Annotated in this window: 15 protein-coding genes; 4 read left to right on the top strand and 11 right to left on the bottom strand. The window is 42.3% G+C overall.

Annotated elements, in window-relative coordinates:
- Positions 1 to 91: 91 nt before the first annotated feature.
- Complete coding sequence (locus AC0VX7_RS23505; RefSeq protein ID WP_475426166.1) at positions 92 to 1,219, bottom strand: NAD(P)/FAD-dependent oxidoreductase; 1,128 nt, start codon at positions 1,217 to 1,219, stop codon at positions 92 to 94.
- A 351-nt stretch (positions 1,220 to 1,570) separates the two neighbouring features.
- On the opposite strand from AC0VX7_RS23505, the gene AC0VX7_RS23510 reads away from it, so the two are divergent.
- Complete coding sequence (locus AC0VX7_RS23510; RefSeq protein WP_475426167.1) at positions 1,571 to 2,743, top strand: MFS transporter; 1,173 nt, start codon at positions 1,571 to 1,573, stop codon at positions 2,741 to 2,743.
- Positions 2,744 to 2,962: 219 nt separating this feature from the next.
- Here the strand turns inward: AC0VX7_RS23510 and AC0VX7_RS23515 are convergent, their stop codons facing one another.
- Entirely contained in the window at positions 2,963 to 4,609 is a 1,647-nt protein-coding gene (locus AC0VX7_RS23515; RefSeq protein WP_475426168.1) for an ATP-binding protein, read from the bottom strand.
- Positions 4,610 to 4,790: 181 nt separating this feature from the next.
- Here AC0VX7_RS23515 and pepF point away from each other — a divergent pair, with 181 nt between their 5' ends.
- A complete protein-coding gene (gene pepF, locus AC0VX7_RS23520) occupies positions 4,791 to 6,608 on the top strand; it encodes an oligoendopeptidase F (protein ID WP_475426169.1) in 1,818 nt (605 codons plus the stop codon).
- A gap of 47 nt (positions 6,609 to 6,655) precedes the next feature.
- Here the strand turns inward: pepF and AC0VX7_RS23525 are convergent, their stop codons facing one another.
- The 5 genes from AC0VX7_RS23525 to AC0VX7_RS23545 all read right to left on the bottom strand — a co-directional run bounded on the left by AC0VX7_RS23525 (position 6,656) and on the right by AC0VX7_RS23545 (position 13,209).
- Positions 6,656 to 7,249 (bottom strand): hypothetical protein, encoded by a 594-nt coding sequence (locus AC0VX7_RS23525; RefSeq protein ID WP_475426170.1) that lies wholly within the window; start codon positions 7,247 to 7,249, stop codon positions 6,656 to 6,658.
- A 14-nt stretch (positions 7,250 to 7,263) separates the two neighbouring features.
- Positions 7,264 to 8,436 carry a ParM/StbA family protein gene (locus tag AC0VX7_RS23530; RefSeq protein ID WP_215032446.1) on the bottom strand — a complete coding sequence of 391 codons (1,173 nt, stop codon included), beginning with the start codon at positions 8,434 to 8,436 and terminating at the stop codon, positions 7,264 to 7,266.
- Between the two features lie 922 nt (positions 8,437 to 9,358).
- Entirely contained in the window at positions 9,359 to 9,700 is a 342-nt protein-coding gene (locus AC0VX7_RS23535; protein ID WP_041967181.1) for a zinc ribbon domain-containing protein YjdM, read from the bottom strand.
- A gap of 136 nt (positions 9,701 to 9,836) precedes the next feature.
- Complete coding sequence (locus tag AC0VX7_RS23540) at positions 9,837 to 12,920, bottom strand: efflux RND transporter permease subunit (protein ID WP_475426171.1); 3,084 nt, start codon at positions 12,918 to 12,920, stop codon at positions 9,837 to 9,839.
- Positions 12,921 to 13,059: 139 nt separating this feature from the next.
- Complete coding sequence (locus tag AC0VX7_RS23545) at positions 13,060 to 13,209, bottom strand: hypothetical protein (RefSeq protein WP_475426172.1); 150 nt, start codon at positions 13,207 to 13,209, stop codon at positions 13,060 to 13,062.
- 230 nt (positions 13,210 to 13,439) lie between these two features.
- Between AC0VX7_RS23545 and AC0VX7_RS23550 the strand changes: the two genes are divergently transcribed.
- On the top strand, positions 13,440 to 14,432 hold the full coding sequence (locus AC0VX7_RS23550) for a DUF3231 family protein (protein WP_475426173.1): 993 nt from the start codon (positions 13,440 to 13,442) through the stop codon (positions 14,430 to 14,432).
- Positions 14,433 to 14,483: 51 nt separating this feature from the next.
- Here AC0VX7_RS23550 and AC0VX7_RS23555 read toward each other — a convergent pair whose 3' ends face one another.
- On the bottom strand, positions 14,484 to 16,883 hold the full coding sequence (locus AC0VX7_RS23555; protein ID WP_475426174.1) for a S8 family serine peptidase: 2,400 nt from the start codon (positions 16,881 to 16,883) through the stop codon (positions 14,484 to 14,486).
- Between the two features lie 425 nt (positions 16,884 to 17,308).
- Here AC0VX7_RS23555 and AC0VX7_RS23560 point away from each other — a divergent pair, with 425 nt between their 5' ends.
- A complete protein-coding gene (locus tag AC0VX7_RS23560) occupies positions 17,309 to 18,538 on the top strand; it encodes a dicarboxylate/amino acid:cation symporter (protein ID WP_475426175.1) in 1,230 nt (409 codons plus the stop codon).
- A 49-nt stretch (positions 18,539 to 18,587) separates the two neighbouring features.
- Here AC0VX7_RS23560 and AC0VX7_RS23565 read toward each other — a convergent pair whose 3' ends face one another.
- The 3 genes from AC0VX7_RS23565 to AC0VX7_RS23575 are packed head-to-tail and all read right to left on the bottom strand — an operon-like array spanning position 18,588 to position 20,971.
- A complete protein-coding gene (locus tag AC0VX7_RS23565; RefSeq protein WP_475426176.1) occupies positions 18,588 to 19,547 on the bottom strand; it encodes a PDR/VanB family oxidoreductase in 960 nt (319 codons plus the stop codon).
- Positions 19,548 to 19,565: 18 nt separating this feature from the next.
- On the bottom strand, positions 19,566 to 20,012 hold the full coding sequence (locus tag AC0VX7_RS23570; RefSeq protein ID WP_475426177.1) for a dimethylamine monooxygenase subunit DmmA family protein: 447 nt from the start codon (positions 20,010 to 20,012) through the stop codon (positions 19,566 to 19,568).
- 8 nt (positions 20,013 to 20,020) lie between these two features.
- Entirely contained in the window at positions 20,021 to 20,971 is a 951-nt protein-coding gene (locus tag AC0VX7_RS23575) for a heme-dependent oxidative N-demethylase family protein (protein ID WP_475426178.1), read from the bottom strand.
- Positions 20,972 to 21,104 lie beyond the last annotated feature (133 nt).

The following is a 21,104-nucleotide window of genomic DNA, read 5'->3' on the forward strand; positions in this document are numbered from 1 at the left end:
TTGCCTTTCCAGGAATATTTTTTTGCAGTCCAACAACAAAAAAGGCAGGACACCCTGAGTTTCAGGTAGTCCTGCTCGCTTTTTTCATTGCCTAGGAAATATTGTCGCTGATGGCTCCTGAGACATCGTACTGCTCGAGGTCTAGTTCGACGTCTTCGCTTGCTGCCAGTTTGGCGAGCTGGGCTCCAAGATATGGTCCGACTGTGAGACCTGAAGCGCCCAGTCCATTTGCCATGAATAGGTTGTCAAAACCTGGAACGGTACCAATAATCGGAAGGAAATTCGGTGCAACTGGCCGGAATCCCACTTTTGTTTCAAGATAGGTTGCATCAGCCAGACCCGGTGCGACCGTTAATGCTTTATCGATAATTTCATGCATGCCCCCAATAGTCGGGCGGGAGTCAAACCCCTTCTCGTCTTCATGCGTTGCTCCGATGACAACCCTTCCTCCATCGAACGCAAGAATGTACTGGTTATTCGGCGGCATCACTACAGGCCAACTGCCGGTCTCTTTATCCTCAAGCATAAGATGGATGATTTGCGCTTTTTGAGGAGAGATTCTGAGTTGCATTCCAAGCGGCTTCAGCAACTCTGGTGCCCATGCCCCTGCGGTTATGATGATGCTGTCAGCTTCATATCTTGTACCACTCACATTAACACTTGTCACCTTTTCGCCAGCGTACTCTAATTGGGCATCACCCTCCACCAGTGAAGCACCATGTTTTTGCGCTGCATTCAGAAGAGCCAATCGCAGGAAGCGTCCATTCACGCGTGCCCCACCGGTTACATGCACAGAAGAATACTCTTCTGGTAATGGCGGGAAAAGTTCATTTGTTTCGCGCTGATTAAGCTGCCTGATTTCTCCGATTTCCGGAGCATCTTCACGCCTCACAGTCGCTCTTTCTTCCATTTTTATAAGTTTTTCCCGATCATGATGAAGGCTGAGGGCTCCCACACGCTGATAGCCTGTTTCCACCTCGCCATCATCTTCCAGTTGTTTGATCAAAGACGGGTAAAAGGCCGCCCCATTCTTCGCAAGAAAATACCACGCTTTATTCCTGCGCTGGGTTATCCAGGGACAAATGATACCAGCGGCAGCATCCGTCGCTTGCCCTGGTTCTCCACGGTCAATGATCGTTACACTCTTTCCTTCCTTCGCTAAGTGATAGGCAGTGGAAGCACCTAATATTCCTGCGCCAATGACTACATATTTTTTCATAATTACACCTTTTCATAAAAGAATTCTTTGTCATCATTCTACAGAAATTTATCAATAGACTCAAAGTAAGCTATCCCTTTTACTTTTTCACTGCTAATTCATACATAAATAGCAATATAATATGCAATCTACTCTCACCTGGAGGAATTCTATTCATTTACATTTACTGCGAACAATAGTACTGAATCAAAAAACCAAATGCTAACCTAACAGATCGTTACAACACCCTATTAAAATAAGTTTCCACTCTCGAAAAGTTATTTTCGCTATACCTTAGGGGTTTCTGATATAATTTTTATTATTGTGCACTTTTAGCAATGATACTGTTGAAATAATGGAGTGAATATAAAGATGGATACCAAAAAGGCTTTGCCTATTTTATTTTTAGTTATGTTTCTCGTAATGGTCGGCTTTGGCATCATCATTCCGGTCATCCCGTTTTATGCAGAAGAAATCGGGGCAACGCCTACTCAATTAGGATTATTGATGGCGGTCTATTCCTTGATGCAGTTCTTATTCGCGCCAATGTGGGGCCGCATTTCCGACAGGATTGGCAGGAAGCCTGTCATTATGATCGGTATACTGGGACTGTCCCTTTCCTTCTTCTTGATGGCACTCTCCACAGAGCTTTGGATGCTGTTTGCTGCCAGGATCATTGGAGGATTCCTGTCATCGGCTAATATGCCTACTGTCATGGCGTATGTCGCAGATATCACATCCGAGGAAGACCGCGGAAAGGGCATGGGGATTATTGGCGCATCAGTTGGACTTGGATTCATTTTCGGTCCGGCAATCGGCGGTGTTTTCTCTCAATCAAGCCTGAGTACACCTTTTTATCTTGCAGGAGCGACATCATTGGTTACGTTCTTATTCGTTACTTTTGTATTGAAAGAGTCGCTTTCAGCTGAACAGCGCAGCAGTCAGGGAAAGGAGAAAACTTCATTGCTGAAGGCTTTGAATGGACCACTTTCCATGCTGTTCGTGCTTCAATTGTTTGTTTCACTTTCTTTGGCCGGACTGGAGGCAACCTTTGCTTATTTTGCTGCTGAAAAAGCAGGGCTTGGATCCGTGGAATTAGGATATATCTTCATGATCATGGGACTCGCAGGTGCCATCGTACAAGGTGGATTAGTCGGCAGATTGACTAAGAAGCTTGGCGAGGGTACGGTCATCCAGATTGGTATCATCATATCTGCAGCAGGTTTCGGTTTAATCCTCCTGACTGAAGGATTTGGAACTGCTGCATTATTCCTCACCATTTTCGGGATAGGCAATGGATTGATACGCCCAAGTGTTTCCTCATTACTGACGAAAAAATCGACAACTGGTCATGGCGGAACGACAGGATTGCTTTCATCCTTTGATTCGCTCGGCAGGATCATTGGACCACCTTTAGGCGGATGGTTGTTCTCGATCGCCATTGGAATGCCTTATATTTCAGGGATTATTTTATCAATGGTTGCCCTGATTCTATACCAATTCTATCAAGCACGAACAAAAACTTCCCATTCGTTAGACCAATAAGTACAAAAAGCGCAAGCGCCTCGTTCAGCCCCGACAAGCGCTGGAGGGCCGACCGATGAAGTCGTTCTTTGACTTAATTGGGCGGACCGAAGCGACTCGAGGGGCTAGGCGCTGGAGCTGGATTAAGAATACCGCATGTAATTATCCACAACTAAATAATTTTTAATTTCCTTAATAATGACAAACAGGAGGATGGCTTAATTGCCATCCTCCTGTTATTTATAGTTGCTCTGTCTTTTCTTGATTCGTTAAGGGGAGTGTTATTTCAACTAAGGTCCCATTGTTCAGCTTACTATGATAGGAAACCGTGCCATTGTGCTGCTTAATGATTTTATGGCAAATCATCAACCCGAGCCCCGTCCCTTTCTCCTTTAATGTGTAAAATGGCTCTCCTAAGCGCGGAAGCAATTCTTCCGGAATTCCGCAACCTTCATCTTGAACAGAAATAATACATTCACCATCTATCCCTTTTTGCAGTTTTATATCTATAGTTCCACCCTTAGGCATGGCCTCCATAGCATTTTTAAAAACATTCAAGAACACTTGCTTGATCTGGTTTTTCTCACATGTTATGAAAAAATCTGTACCCAGATAACTTCTGCTGAATTGTATATTTTTCATATTGGCCTGCGGGGATAAGAATTCGACTGTATGGTCGATCAAATCACACAAGTTAGCCCGGTTAAGCTGTATAGCCTGCGGTTTTCCTAACGAAAGCATTTCACTTGTTATTGTTTCGATTCTTTCTAGTTCGCTAAGAAGCAAGTTGTTAATTTCATTTGACTTATTATCTTTTCCATACAGTTGGACAAACCCCTTTATTGTAGTAAGGGGGTTCCGGATTTCATGAGCTACCCCTGCTGCCAGTTCCCCCACAATCGATAGCTTTTCGGATTGTAAAAGAATCTCTTCGGCTTTTTTGCGCTCAGAAATATCCCTGCTTATTATAACAATGTGCTCGATTGTTTGAGCATCATCCATAACAGGCATGCAGCGGGACTCAAAATCCATCCATTTACCATTTATATGCTGGAAGCGGAACTCTACTGTCAGTGGTTCTTTATTTTTCATAATTTTTGTGATTGTGTCCCTGAAATTCACAACGTCATCTGGATGAATCACCTTACAGATTTCTATTTTTTCAAGCTCTGAAACCTTGTATCCCAACACCACCTCATGAGAGGGGGAAAAATAACTTATGGTATGCTCTTTATCCATTACCATTATAAGATCTGATGTATTCTCAGCAATGAGGCGGTAATTGGATTCACTTTCTTCCAGTGTCTGCTCCATCCTCTTTCGTTCCTTAATAATTCTGTATAACTTTTCATATGACTCGATCAATAATCCTCCAATAAGCACTCCTATTGAAACAAATAATAAGTATTGAAGGTGAAAAACTGGATTGTCTCTAATTACGTTAAAAGCGACCGGTACAATAATAATATAAGTAACAATATATGCACTCGTCAGAATCATATATCTTCTAACAGGTTTAATATGTAAAGTGAATTTATGAATCACGATAAAAACGGCCATGACTACTAACCAGCCAGCTATTGCTGGAAACCAGTTATCACTAGCCACCAATCTGGAGGCCAATGCAATACTGCCAGTAACTAAACCCGGGCCTGGCCCGAGATATGCAAAGACCAAAATGATAACTGCGTAACGGATATCATAGGAATAGCCTTGATCCTGGAATGATAGGCTAACGAGCATAGAGGAAACAATTCCCCCATATAACCCTACCCAAAGCCGCAGCTGTTTGAGTGGATTAAGATTCAGATAAGACCGAATTACTAAAGGAGTACTGACCATTAAAGAAAGCATTGAAAGATTAATTAAGTAATCTATTATAATCAACTGGCTCCCACCTATATTAATTCCGAATTTATTAATTATCATAAACCAGAGATTACACCTTTTCCATAAAATTTAACGTAAATACCCTTTATTATTTTTAAAATTTTTAAAATAGTTAATTTTTAACTTAAATTATTTCGACAATCGTAGTAATATTTAAATATAGAAGGAGGAGATGAATTTGAATAAAACGATCGAAAAACGATTGATCCGCACGGAGGTACCTGAAGACTTAACCTGGAATCTGGATGATTTATTCCTATCTGACCAGGAGTGGGAGACGGCACTGAAAGAGATTGAAGATGACGTCAAAAAATTCGCAGACTTTAAAGGTAGCTTACATACAGGTTCAAAGGCATTGCTGGAATGCCTTACTGCTCAGGAAGAACTAACGAAAAAGTTGGTCAAAGTCCGTACATACGCAAGCTTGAAGCAATCTGCGGATGGCACAGACCCTGTCAATCAGGCAAATTCGTCTAAAGTAGCAGCCATTGGCACACAAGCTTCATCTGCTCTATCATTTATCTCATCTGAAATACTGGATTTCGAGGATGGAAAAATTGAAGAATTCCTTCAGGAAGAACCTGGTCTGGAACCCTTCAAAAAGAACTTATTAGAACTATTAGAAACCAAAAAGCATAAGTTATCGCCTGAGACTGAAGAAGTACTAGCGGCGCTTGGTGAGGTCCATTCTGCTCCTTACAATGTTTATGGAATGGCTAAGCTTGCCGACATGCAGTTCTCTTCGATCCGGGATGAAGAGGGAAATGAACTGCCAGTATCTTTCGCATTATTCGAGAGCCGTTATGAATTTTCACCTGATACCTATGTCCGCAGAAAAGCATATGAATCCTTTGTCTCGACACTAAAACAATATCAAAATACGATCGCTGCAACCTATGCAACTGAGGTTAAAAAACAGGTTACTCTAGCAAAGCTGCGAAATTATGAATCCGTTACACATATGCTCCTTGAGCCACAGCAGGTAACACCCGAGATGTACAATAACCAAATCGATATCATCTATAAAGAACTGGCACCGCATATGCGACGCTTTGCTGAACTGAAGAAAAAGGTACTGGGCCTGGACAAAATGATGTTCTGTGACTTGAAGGCTCCTTTTGATCCTGATTTCGATCCGGAAATCACCTATGAAGAAGCACGGGAACTGATCACGGAATCATTAAAAGTAATGGGCCCTGATTATACCGCCATGATTGAAAAAGGCTTTGATGAGAGATGGGTGGACCTTGCTGATAATGTCGGCAAATCAACAGGAGCATTCTGCTCAAGCCCATATGGTTCACATCCATATATCCTGATTACTTGGGCAGACAATATGCGCGGCTGCTTCACTTTAGCTCACGAGTTCGGTCATGCGGGACATTTTTACCTGGCGAACCAAAACCAGCGCATCATGAATGTACGTCCTTCCATGTATTTCATCGAGGCTCCATCTACGATGAATGAGATGCTTCTCGCACAGCATCTTCTCGAAAAAAATAAAAATGATGCGCAGATGAGCCGCTGGGTCATTCTGCAGCTTCTGGGAACGTACTATCATAACTTTGTCACTCACCTGCTTGAGGCAGAGTATCAGCGCCTTGTGTACGCCCATGCTGAAGCCGGCAAAGCCCTGACGGCAAAATCACTTACTGAAATCAAAACAGACGTCCTTAAAGGCTTCTGGGGCGATACAGTGGAAATCGATGAAGGAGCCGGCCTGACCTGGATGCGCCAGCCTCATTACTACATGGGCTTGTATCCATACACCTACTCAGCAGGTTTGACCGCATCGACTGCCGTATCCCAGCTGATCCAGGAAGAAGGCCAGCCTGCCGTAGACCGCTGGCTTGAGGTGCTCCGCGCAGGCGGCACCATGAAACCGCTTGAGCTACTGAAGCATGCTGGGCTGGATATGTCGACACCGGAACCAGTACGCAAAGCAGTTGCTTATGTCGGGGCATTGATTGACGAATTAGAGCAATCTTATCAATAAAATGAAAAGAACCCATGGGCAATTTTGCACCCATGGGTTCTTTCTGGTTATTTATTCATTTTAGCTAGGAAATCTCCAAGAAGATCGTCCAAATCCTCTTCCTTCTCTTCGGTTTCCTCTTCTGGTTTGTCGGCCTGCTCAATTGACTCCCAGACAAATGAATCAAGGTCATCATTTATTGAATCGTTTTCAGTCGTTGAAGCAGTCTCTTCAATTACCGGGGAATCCTCTGCTGCAATCACCGGTGGAAGATCCATTTCTTCTTCCTGAAGGTACAGGGCTTCATCAATTTCTGTTGACTTACTGTTCAATGATGCAAGCAGTGCCGTAGCCCGTATTGGGTCTGTCATCAGGTGATACACGATATTGCCCAGCAAAGCTTCTGAATGCTCATGCTTGATCCAATCCCGTTGCGATTTGCTGAGATTGCGCGGGAGAGGGATGGTAATCGTTTCGCGTTCCCTGGAATATGAATTCCCCACACCCTGCAAGACAAAATCGGCAATCTTGCTGGAGAAATTTCTTCTCTCGGTTTCTTTTAATTTTTGAAGATGCCTTAAGATATGGTCTGGTGTATCAGATGGGATACGAAACGACAGTGCTTGCCCTCTCTTTATCTCATTTGGGTTGGTTTTTTTCATGGGATCACCTTACTTTAGCTTTTAACAGGCTCTGATGCAGCTTTGCTCTTATCTGATTTTTTTACAAAATCCATGATGAGCTTATAGTAAGCATTCGCCATCATCCAGATGCTCTCTTTTTCATCCTCGAAGAATTCGATGTTATAGCCATCAAGATTATTGTTTAATGTTTTAATATATTCTTTTAAAACTGTCGCGCCGCCGCCGACAAAGTAGCAGATCTCAGTCTGTGAGTTCTTTGCCCAGACATTGCGAAGCAGGCGGTATTGCTTCTTAGCCAGTTCGAGAAGGATGCGGTCAGTGATATCATGGACGCTTGTCCGGCTTCCCTTAACCATGATGTGGTTACGGTCATTCTTGCGTGTGATGATTTCTACAACATCTGTCCGGCTGTCTAACTCCACACCATGCTTGCTGCGGATTTCTTCCCTGATTTGCTCCAGTGCCTCAGAAACACCAAGGTTGAAGCCCTGTGCCTTATCATCATCAACATTGCGGTTCTTGATGACAGCGATATCTGTTGATAAGCCACCGATATCCTGAATAAGGATTCTTCTATCAATAAGATCTTTGTTGATGATTTTCAGGCTATTGTCCATTACTAGATTGATATAAGCTGCGAAGCCCTCAGGGTAAACCTTTACTTCATCAAATTTGATATTCACTTTCAGACCCTGGTATTTAGGAGTAACAAGGAATTCTACCTGGTGTACAGATCCTACCAGCTTAGAACGGTAGCCAGCATCTTTTCCTTCCTTGACTTCACGAAGCGGAAGGCCAGTACCAAGGGTATAATTCGCATCAATGACATTCTTGCTTTTTGGAAAAAGCTTTGCATTATCTTCATTGACTGCATCCAATGCAAGAGTAGCGAACAACATAATCAATGTCTGATCTTCCTCGGACTTGCTGCTACCAGGATCAAGTTCTGTAGCATTATCACTTTTAGTCGCCAGATTGCCGACACGATAAATAGCGTTATTATCCTTCAGGGCAGGGGAGTGGACTCGAATATGAATTCCATCAAGAGGATCCTTCGTATCAAGCTCCTCAATACCGATGACAGGACGGTCTTCAGTGTCCCTTGCTACGATATTAGGGATGTTCAACTCATTATCAAATTCTCCAAAAATAGCTTTAATAGAATCGTTACCAACATCAACAGCTGCAATTCTAGATTTCGTCATTTCTATCATTCCTTTTCAATAATCTAAGTTTATGTATACTCACTTACTATTTTAAAGGTAAAGGTAAATAATAGATACTGCAAGAAAATCGAGTAAAAAGAAATATAAATGTAAACATGTAAACAAGCTGTAAACCTCACACTGATTGTATACATAATTGTACACAATGAATACAAAGTTGTATACATATTGATTTAATAGGTTGTTTACGGATTTGTATACATGTAAACGCGTTTGTAAACACGATGTTTACAATATGTATACTTGTTTACATATTTGTATACTTTAGTTTTAACCCCTAATATTTTCAATTCATTTCCAGTTATCCTTCGCATGTGTCCCCTCCCCTACCCACTTTACCAATTAGTTTTTTTGTAGCAATTCCAAAGAAAGTATCCTCGATTTTAATAAAATAGATGCGAAGGGAAAAATCGAGGTATTGGTGGGGATGTTGAAAAGGAATTGGATCGGGAAGTGGATAAGGCGTAATAATTAGTAGTTTTTCTATAAGGCTATTTTCGTAAAGATTGTTGTTAAAATCCTAAAGCCGATTTTAACGTGATAAAAGGCTAATTTGCAGGTCGGTCTTAAGAGTGCAAGCTCTTTTCTCATAATAAGCTTCAATTTTGTGAAGAAACGTAGGTCATTCAATCCTATTTTGGAATCCATAGCAACAAAGTTTGAGAAAAGTACCTTCTTAAAAAGCATGAGGCACTGTGCACATCAAATTAGGAACACACTAGAAACAAATTTTTTTCGATCGGGTCGTCTACCAAGAAAACCAACGTTCATGGCCCTAAATAGAAGTCAACTCCCCTCCCCTATCTGATGGTTAGAGCAGGATACAGTCGAAACCTGACGAAAGAGGAAGAAGAGAGCGAAACAAAACAAAAGCCAGGCAAAACGCCTGGCGATAATTGTTCTATATTTTCTTTACAAATTCAGACTTGAGCTTCATTGCTCCAAATCCTTCAAGTTTACACTCAATATCATGGTCACCATCAACTAAACGGATATTTTTAGCCTTTGTCCCGATTTTAATCACTGAAGAAGTACCTTTTACCTTAAGGTCCTTGATGACAGAGACGGTGTCTCCATCGTTCAGGACATTACCGTTCGCATCTTTGATCACTTTATTATCCTCTCCATTAGAAGTTTCAGCAGCAGGATCCCATTCATGGGCGCATTCTGGACAAACCAGGAGGGTACCATCCTCATAAGTATATTCTGAGCCGCATTTTGGGCAATTAGGCAAATTAGACATGTTAGAAGCCTCCGTTATTTAATATTAAAATTAATTATAGCCAAGTTTCGCTGATATTCCTACAGGATTACAGGAGACGTCAGTATAGAAAGAAGCCCTGGCAGGACGACCGGTCATCCACCAGGGCTCTTTTTGTTTAGTTTTCGGCAACTTCCTTACGGTTTTTCTTAAAAGTCTTAGATAAAACTTCATAAACAATCGGTACGATAATCAGGGTTAATAGTGTCGAACTGGTCAAACCGCCGATTACGGTAATCGCCAGACCCTTGGAAATCAGTCCGCCTCCGCCTGATCCTATCGCTAATGGAATCAAGGCGCCGACCGTTGCAATTGCTGTCATCAGGATGGGACGTAAACGTGTAGCGCCTGCCTCAAGGACCGCTTCACGCATTGTGAGTCCTTCGCGTTCCATGTGAATGATCCGGTCTACAAGCACGATGGCGTTCGTTACGACGATACCAATCAACATCAATAGACCCATCATGACTGAGACAGAGATGGTTTCTCCTGCGATAAGCAGACCGACAAATGAACCAATGACCGCGAATGGAAGTGAGAATAGTATCGCGAATGGTGCGACACCCTCACGGAAGGTAACAACCAGGATGAAGTAGACGATCGCAATTGCAGCAAGCATCGCTGCACCAAGCTGTGTAAATGTTTCTGTCATATCTGCCTGGACGCCGGCTACTCCGACTTCCACTCCTTTAGGAAGATCTAATTGATCGATTGCTTTTTCAGCTTCTGCAGCTGCCTTCGAAATATCTTTACTGATGACAGTTCCTGATACAGAAGCATAATACTGGCCTTTGCTGCGGGCCAGGGTATTCAGCGTTGTGCCTTCTTCAACACTTACTAATTCAGACAATGGCAAGGTGGTACCCAGCGCTGTTTGTACTTCAGTGGCAAGAATATCATCGATTGATTCAGGCTGTGCTGCTTGCTCCTGCTGAACAATGACATCAAGCGTATCTCCATCTTTTTCGACGGTCGTCAAGACCTCTTTCGACTTGTTCGGATTGAGCATCATAACGATTTGTCCCGCTGTCAATCCGTATTGCAGCAATTCATCCTGTTCGACCTTGAAGGTGTATTCTACATAAGCATCTTCCGCACTGGAGGACACATCCTTCAAGCCACCAACTTCTTTCATTTCTTCTTCTACCATCTTGACTGTTTCGTTTAACTTAGCTAAATCCTCACTGTACAAGGTATAGCTAATTTCATTCTCAGGCATCGACATTCCGCCGAAATTCTGGCTCTTCCATTCGCCGCTTTGGCCAATGTTGAAGACATATTCCTCAAGTTCATCCCTTACCTCTGAGAAGTTCTCCATTTTAGGGTCAAAGATCAGGTACATTAAGGCTCCGCCTGCACCTCCACCCATCATAGCTGTCATCTGATCGGCCTCATCATTAATTGATACCTGCACGATATCAATGTTATCGCGTTTCAGCATTTCTTCTTCTACTTCAGCGACATTTTCAATTGTTTCTTCCTTAAGCTCACCTGCTTTAGGTGTATACGTCAAATACATGACTTTTTCTTCTTCACTGCCCATGAAGCTGAAGCCGATAATCGGAGTCAAAGCAAGACTTCCGACAAGCAGGATCACAGCTATGAGTGAAGTAATGACCTTATGGTTTAGCGACTTATTCAATGCACCCTTATACCAATTGGCCAGCTTTCCAACTTCCTTGTGGCTACTCTCAGACTTTTCACCATATAACTTCTTCCTGAATAAAAAATGCGATAACGCTGGTACGATCGTAATCGCAACAATCAGTGAAGCACCCAGAGCGAATGTCATCGTCAGGGCAAAAGGAGTGAATAATTCCCCTACCATCCCGCCTACGAAGATCAACGGTGCGAATACAGCAAGCGTCACAAGTGTGGACGACAGGATTGGCTTGAACATTTCGATAGTCGCTTCACGCACTAGTGCCCGCCCTGTTAATCTCTCTTCTTTTAAATGCAGGCGGCGATAAATGTTTTCCACGACGACAATCGAGTCATCAATAACACGGCCAATCGCTACAGTAATCGCGCCAAGTGTCATGATATTAAGCGTGATGTCCATCCAGTTCAATAGCAGCAATGCCATAAAAATCGAAACTGGAATCGAGACAATTGATATAATCGTAGATTTGAAGTCACGCAGGAAAAGCAGAATTACAAGAATCGCGATCAATCCGCCAAATAAAGCTTTTTCAATCATTGTAAAAACTGATTCTTCAATTGGCTCTCCCTGGTCAAGCGATACTTCAATGACTAATCCATCAATTTTAGCCTTTTCTCCTTTCACTAAATCTTTTACAGCGTTAACTACATCAACGGTATTCGCTTGCTGCTCTTTGACAATCTGCAGGGCAATCGCATCTTCACCATTGGTGCGGGAAATGGATTGAACTTTACCAACCAGTTCAATCTCGGCAAGTTCGCTAAGTTTTACAAAAGGTGATGGATTGGCTGCTGATGGTGTGACCGGGATCAACATATTTTTCAATTCATCAGTTGTTGTGAACTTGCCATCGACGGCAACGGCCTGCTCTCCTTCTTTAAACTCAAAAAGGCCTAATGAAACGCCCAGATTGCTGGCTTGGATCATTTCCTTTACATTCGTTTCCGTTAATCCAAATTGCAAGAGTTTTGCTTCATCGTACGTTAAATTAACTTCTTCGATATGCTGACCAGTCATGGTGACAGATGCAACTCCATCGATTTTATCGATTTTCGGAAGAATGATTTCTTTAACGGTGGATGTAAGCTCCACAATATCCTCAGTTGAACTGCTGACACTCAATGCCGCAACCGGCATCATATTCATGCTGATCGCTGTGATGGTCGGTTCCTGAGCTCCCTCCGGCAACTTGACCGCATCCAATGCCGATTGCAAAGCACGCTTGGCCTCATCCATATCAATGCCGTACTCATACTCTACCTGGATACTCGACATATTGGAGTATGAATTGGAATAGACAAATTTAACGTCTTCCAGACCCTCTACCGCTTTTTCAATCGGAATCGATACATCCTCCATAACTTTTTCAGGAGTTGCCCCAGGATATACATCCATAACCATTAGGTATGGGATTGAAATATTCGGAATGGTCTCCATGTTCATCCGTGTGCCAGAATAGATTCCTGATACTGTGATGATAATCGTAAGCAGCCATACGGCCAGTTTATTTCCAAGTACAAAATTGACTAAATTTTTCACTACTGCACCTACCTAAAAATGACTTTATTGACGATAATAATCTTACTGACTGACTGGTCATTTGTCAATCTCTGAGGTACAGCAGTTATATAAAATAGCATGAAAAAATCCGCTTCATAAAGGAGCGGATTTCGTATTTTTATTCATCGTCTATTTCGCCGTCACCAATCTCATCTTCTTCCTCCACATCTTCCAGCTGTTCCCCTTCCTCGGGCGGTGCGTCATTGCCGCAGCCAGTTACTGAGAACATGGAAATCGCCAATAAAAACATAAACAATAGCTTTTTCATTTTTCATACCTCCTTTGAAATAAGTTTTTCCAGGACTTTATTTTTCTATGTAGCTTGTTACGAATAAACTGAATTCCAATACGGGAGCTCAACTCAGTAAAGTCCTACTCCTTGAACCAAAGAGGTGCACTCTAGCTGATAAACATTGCAAAAATATCTGCGAAATAACTTTCTATTGTAATAAATTCCTGCAAAAAACGAACAATAAAGGCAAAGGAGTGACTCGCCGAATGAGTGGAACAAATGTAAATCTTACCTCAATTGAAATATCGAATATATGGTCTTCCTACATGAAAAGTAGTATGGAGTTGAGGTTTTTTCAATATTTTTATGCAACCACAGAAGATTCAGAGGTTAAAAATATAGTGGAAAAACTAATGGAGTTTTCTCAGCAAAGTCTAGAAGATCTTAAGAGGATTTTCACAAAAGAGAACTTGACATTCCCTTTAGGATTTACGGAAAAGGATGTAAGGCTTGACGCTGATAAAGTGTTTTCCGACACCTTTACCCTATACATTTGCCATGATATTACGATGCTTTCGTTAAGTACATACCCAAGCGCTTTGCCCGATTGCACAAGGAAAGATGTACGGAATTATATCCAGAATGCAATAGAATTCACGTTGCAAATCCAAAATGAAATTACCGATTTAATGCTTGCAAAAGGGGTCTTTTTGAAGTCACCTCAGGTAGCAATGGACCATACAGTCGATCTGGTTGATGAAATGAAATATCTCAATGGACTATTTGGCGGCTCAAGACCTGTGAATGCAGCAGAAATTGCAAACCTGTCAAGAGTCATCCATCGCGCTCGTTTTTCAAAAATGGTAATGGTGACATGCAGTAAATTGGCTTCCCATAAGGAAGTTAAACAGCATTTTAGTAAAGGAAGAGACGAGCTAGATAAGGTTCTCGATTCTCTTGAAGAGGTTTTTGAAAAAGAAAACATCCCTTACTCCGCTTCCGGTGACTTCAATATTTTTGACGTAAAGCATTCGCCTTTTTCAGATAAGTTGATGTTATTTTTCGTCAACACCTGCATAGGCATGTTCTGCTTCACCATGATCAACCAGGCACTGACCTCCAGTTTGAGGACGGATATCGTCACCAAATTCACGATGATTTCAACTCAGATGAAGAAGTTTTACGGAAAAGGCCTGCTCCTGACAATCACCGAAAAATGGCTCGAGCAGCCGCCGCAGGCTTTTAATCGGAAGGTATAAAAAAAGGATTCCAATTGGCATAAGCCAGGAGGAATCCTTTTTTTGAGAAACTTATTCTTTTGTTACCAGGTAGGCTTTGTATTCAGTAACGCCTGCTTTTTCTACGTAAACGCCTAGTACCCAGTCTCCGTTAGGAAGTTCAATACCACCTTGAACTGTTCCGTCCCATAAGAATTCATGGTATGGAGTTGGAGCGTTTGTGAATGAACCAAGTGTATCAACAAAGCCTCCAATTGTTCCATTAGCATTGAATACATATAGATCATATTGTAATACTTCCGCTCCACCTGGCAGATAGGCACCAACAAAGTATCCATTATCAACCTTGTCCATGAATGCTCCTGTTACACGAGGGTAATCCGGCTCGCCGACAAAAAGGATGGTCGGTACGTCGAACGTCTCAGTGCCATCAGAGACTTCAATTGTTCCTTCGTAATAGCCTGGCTCCAGCTTAGAAGTATCCACCTGAACATTGAAGTTCACTTGCTGGGACTTGCCTGCGTTTACCTTCAAGTTCTTGCTTGTCATCACCTTGATGCCATCTGGATTTCCAGCAAACTCCACATCAAAGCTATAAGTCTTGCTTTTTTCTGAAAGATTCTTGATTTCAAAGCTATTCTTTTCTACTTGCTTGCCGCTATCCTTCACGAACTTGCCAAATGAATGGCTTCCAGGAGCAACAAGCGTTTTTGTATTCAAAGCTTCTACCACACGGATGCTTCCTGCACCCTGAGAGTTATGAGCATAAGCTTCACCTGTGGCAGGATCAATTACATCTACCGCAGTATTCATCAATGCAGCTTTTACGTCTTCCGTGCTCCATTGTGGGTTCTTCTCTAATAGCAATGCAGCTGCACCTGCAACGTGTGGCGAGGACATACTCGTCCCTTGCAATGCAGCATAACCGTTACCAGGGAAAGTACTTACAATGTTTACACCTGGAGCCGAAACATCCGGCTTGATCATCCAAGAAAGAGTAACAGGACCGCGGGAAGAGAAGTCAGCCATTGTTTCGTCGACTGCCACGTCAAACTCAATATTGAACGACACTTTGTTATTTCCCGCTTCTAATTCAGCAAGCAGCTTTTGACCATCTGTAAGCTCTGTTTTGATAGTTGGTATAGCCATTCCAGGAACATCTGCATGTTCACCAGCAACATTGTTGAAGATAATTGCTCCAACAGCACCAGCATTCTTCGCATTTTCTGCTTTGTCAACGAATGCAAATTCGCCGCGGCTGATTAATGCAATTTTTCCTTCAAGGTCTTTTCCTTCAAAATCACTTACTGCACCTAATCCAACATATACAAACTCATATTCTCCTTCATTTAAAGCAAGTAATTCATCATCCGATGGGAATCCCATGACTTTTGCTGTCGGATATTCAACACCCTCAGAAGTAGATAAAGCAGCTGTATATTTATTATAAGGCAACTGTGTTGCCCCAACTGAAATTGCATCACGGGAAGTACCTGGAGACCCAACTGTCCAGTTGTTCGGACCCGCGTTTCCGTTTGAAGTCACCGCAACTACGCCTTCAGCCATTGCCCAATCCAGCGCAATGGAAGTAGCCCAGTCTGGATTGTTCAATGAGTTACCAAGAGACAGGTTCATGACGTCAGCGCCGTCTTGAACTGCCAATTCGATACCTGCAACTACATCTTCTGTCGTACCGCCGTTAGCACCAAGTACACGATATCCTAGCAATGTAGCTTCAGGAGCGACCCCTTTGATTGCTCCATTCGCCGCAACCGTTCCAGATACGTGTGTACCGTGGTATTGTCCAGCACCTTCCTGCGGATCATTATCATCATCAACAAAGTCATATCCTTTGTAATCCCCAAAAGCATGTGCAAGATCCGGGTGAGTGTAGTCAACCCCAGTATCAATTACCGCAACAGTAACTCCCTCACCAGTAAAACCTGCGTCCCATGCTTCATTAGAACCGATGAATGGAGCACTGTTCATCATGTTCGGGCTGAAGTCTTCCGCAGAAATTTCTTCAGCAGAAATGACATCAGCTGTGTAATGAACGTTCGGGTATACAGCCTTTACGCCAGGAAGCGCCATTAGTTTAATAATTTCATTTGCTGGTAGTTTTGCAGAGAAACCAGAGAATACATAGTCATACTCTCTTTTTACCTCTGCACTTTTCACAGAGTTCTTTAATGCACCAATTACTTTTCCTCGTTCAGACTTCAGGCTGGCCTTTGTCTGGTTCTTTCCTTTATGCTTTGCTTCCACAATTGATTCTGCTTCCAGCTCGACGATGACCGAAGTCGGCCTGCTAGATGAAAGTTCAATATCTCCGAAAATCTCTGCCAAAGGCAATTCAGTTAGTTTAGTTTTTGAGGTTGTCCCTCCATTTGCCGCTGCCCCAAAGCCAAATGTAGAAAAAATCATTACGAATGCAACTAATGTCAGTAATACTCTTGGAAAATACCTCTTCATTCCTTCGCCTCATCCTCTCGTAAAATAATCAAAACCCTCACTCTTCTGAACAGAATTGACACCTCCTTAGGTAAAAAGAGCGAGTATGTATCTAAAAATTCTCTTACCTATTACTAATTAACTAATCTTTTAAAATAACCTTTAACAAATTATCCAAAATTTCTGACTATTTTCAACAAAAAAATTTACAAAAACCCTTATTAAAACCTGTCCTTTTACAAACGTTGATAATAACCGCAAATATTCGTGGAGATATGACCTCCCCTCTTTTACAAAAATTCCAGTCTTGATATAGCTTTCTGATCCCCTCTTTGTCACCTTAACCAATTTCACTATTGTCTGTTTCAGTTAACAAGTGTAATTTAATAGTTAGTACTATTTATCCAGTGCATAACAATTTTATAAAAAAGAGGCGATACAAGAAATTGAACATTTGGCATTCATACAAAAACTCATCTTTTATTTTAAAAATGACAGTCGGCTTTGTACTTGGTATTTTAGCTGGTGTTGTATTTGGGGCGGAGGCCGAGGTTTTCAAACCTTTTGGAACACTGTTGATAAAATTGCTTAATCTCATTGCTACTCCCGTTGTATTTCTGACGGTTGTGCTTGCAGTCAATCAAATGAATCCTGCGCAATTAGGCAGGACCGGCGGGAAGCTGGTGCTTTATTATGGGGCGACAACGGCAGCTGCCGTCTTGATTGGCCTCGGCCTTGCGCTGTGGATCAATCCAGGAAAATCCCTTTCCCTTCCTAATGCGGAGGTTGAGAAGCCTGCGACACCTTCTATCTCAGATGTGATTTTCAATATTGTACCGGATAATTTCTTCTCGGCTTTTACATCAGGAAACTTAATGGCCATCCTGTTCCTGGCGATCATTATTGGCTTTACGATTTCGGGGATGAGATTTGCTAATGAGGAAAAAATCCAAAACTATGGTGCTCAGCTGCAAACATTTTTTGAAGCGGCGAATGAGTTGTTCTTCAGGATTCTGAAGGGCATCCTCCTTTACGCACCAATCGGAATTTTTGCAATAAGTGCTTCTACTTTTGGTACACAAGGCTGGGATACATTAACTTCCCTACTAGAGTTTACAGCAGTATTTTATATCGGGGTCATCATTCTGTGGGTTTTTGTTTACAGTGGAACATTAAAACTCTTCAAGATTCCGGTCAAAAGCTTCTTTGCTAACACAAAGGATGCATACACGACAGCGTTCTTTACTTCCAGCAGCATTGCCTCATTGCCAGTTGCGATTGAAAGTGCGAAAAAGGCTGGCATCAGCGAGAAAATGGTGAATTTCAGTTTACCTTTAGGAGCTGTGTTCAATTCCGATGGCGGAGCGCTCCGGATGGGCGCCTCGATTGTCTTTGCTGCCAATGTAACAGGCGTGAGCTTCTCGCTGACTGATTTCATTACCATCGTCCTAATCGGAACACTCCTTTCGATTGGCACAGCAGGCATCCCTGCAGCAGGGCTGGTGACCCTGTCAGTCGTGCTGACGATGTTTGATCTGCCTCTAGAAGTCGTTGCACTGATTGCCGGCGTCGATGCCATCATCGGCATGGCGGGAACAGCATCCAATGTAGTCGGAGACGTCGTAGGCGCAGCAGTAGTTGATCAATCTGAAAAGAAAGCCGAAATGGCTGGTTAATAAAGACAAGAGACCGCATCTGCTTTTAGATGCGGTCTTTTATGTCCGATTATAAATCCAGCACCACATTCCCCTTACCGCGTGAAACACAGCTAAGCATTGTTCGATTGGAGCGCTGCTGTTCATCTGTCAGGAACGAATCGTAATGGTCAATCTCTCCTTCTGCTACCTTCACCTCACATGTACCGCAACCGCCCACTCTGCAGGAATGCGGGACATCAATTTCATTTTGACGAAGTACGTCTAGCAGTGAGCTTTCTGCAGGTACTTCAAGCTGTTTGCCGCTCTGTTTCAATGTAATTTCAAACGGGACTGAGTCCTTTTTCACAGGTGGTGCGAACCGTTCAAAATGAACATTGAAGGCGGGGTAGCCGTAGCTTTTAGCTGCACTAGAAAACTCTTGAATCATTTTTTCCGGCCCGCAAAAATAAACATGTGTGCCGATTCGATGATCCATAAGCAGCTTTGCTGACAAACGTTGCCGATTCTCCCCTTCAGAAAAATAAAAATGGCACTGACCAGGATAGGTCTTGTTAAGGTAATCAAAAAATGCGCATTGCTCTTTTGATTTGGCCGCATAATGAAGCTCAAAGGATTGGTTTTTTTTAGCAAGATCAGCCATCATTGATAAAAATGGTGTAATCCCAATACCTGCTGCATAAAAAACATGATGCTTAGCCTGAAAACTCAAAGGAAAATGGTTTTTCGGATAGCTGACTTTCAAAACATCCCCTTCAGAGACATGATGGTGCCAGTACTCAGACCCGCCAGTTGAAGGCTCTGCCAGTCTGACAGCTATTTCGATGGAGCCAGCTTCAGATAAATTAAAGACTGAATATGATCTCTCCAATGTCCCCGAAGACTTTGGCAAATAAGTGGTGAGATGAGATCCCCCACTGAATGGCGGCAGCTTTGATCCATTCAGAGCCTGAAGGGTAAATCTTTTAATTGTCGCTGTTTCTTTTTTTATTGATTCTACACGTACTTCAAGGGTAGATTTTTGATGCAATCAAAAGCTCCTCCTATTCTATTTGATATTTACATAACCCAAATAGGCATCCAAACGGCGTGAATAGTGGTCCGACACTTCCAGCTCCTGTCCGCAGTGCCCGCAAACGATATTCGACTGATCCAATACCTCATTTTCACCATGGCAAGTGCAGCAGATCAATTTTTTCCTGGCAGGTCCGATCATAAGTGATTGCATGTCTTGTTCTGAAAAGCCTGCCTTCATTGCTAATCCTGTTATTTTTTTTACAAAATCAGAAGTCCCCGAAATGTATAAATACGTGCCCATTTTCTGTTTGCCGAACCATTCGTTTACAAAGCCCGCTTCACTTTCTTCTTGTAAAATATGAAACTCAAATGGCACATTCTCATTCAAAGCCTGCTGAACGAGAATATGTATATTTCGATCCCCTTCTGAATCCGTACAAAATAAAAACTTCCTTTTACCTTCGGCATATGAAAACATATCTTGTATCACCTTTTTTTCAGTTCCTCTTCTAAATATTCAAGGACAATGTCACGGTAAAGAGAGATTCCTTTATAATCCGAAATGAATTCAGGAAGTTCATGGAGAATTGCAGAAAATTGCTCCAGCCATGGTGTATGTTGAATGAATTCTTCCAGCGGAAGCATATGAGTATGGATCGTAAATAATATCGCATTGCTTTTTGGCAAACGAAATAATTTCTGAACCTCAACCCGAAGATGAACCAGCTTACCAACATTTTCTTTCGTCACTTTCTTACGAGCCTTCCCCCATTCAGCAAAGGTTTCAAGCTGCGTATCCAACCGGTTGCCTGCCATCAGGGACCAGTTTTTCCTCCACCATGGACTTCCTGCCTCAATCCTCATTAAGAACTGGAGAATTCGCTCATCAAGAGAGGCGGAATGGAATCCAGGAATCGGCTTATGTATTTCTTTAAATGACATTCCCGCATCAAAAAACAATGACCAATTTGCAGGAAAACAGAGCTGTCCTGCATCTAAAAAAAGGTCACCATCTTTCTGCATCATCAATATAAGGTCTTCCTGAACATGACGGCCAACAAAATCCAGCGGCTCCAGGTCCAGTGTCTTATGATCCCCAAATGTGAAAGATTGTTCTTCACCTGTTTTCAGGTTAGAAAATATCCAATGATCATCTTTCGTAACAAGTTCGAATTTCTCAGGATAATATTTGGCCAATTGATGCAGGATCAAGTCCAATGTTTCCCACTGGGCATCCATTGTATAGGACTCTGAATGATAACAGCGTTCGTGATGTTCATTCAGCAGCTCTCTTTTTAAATCCATTTCTTCTATATAAGAATCCGTCACTTCGATTCCAATTGGTGGATTTAATGGAATTGCATTGTTAGAATATCTATAGACATTATATTCACCAAATGGATAAGGAAATGAGAGGATTTTCTCAATTGAGACCATTCAATCCCTCCTTTTCAGAATTTTTCATCTACTTAATACTATACAGAAGTTAGCTGATGAATTCATTACAAGAGGGAAAGTTGGACAAGCTTATAGATGGCAGGTTATAAACCACGGTATAATTGTGTCCTTT

It is taken from the genome of Mesobacillus sp. QJM3NY_10, from assembly GCF_056173465.1.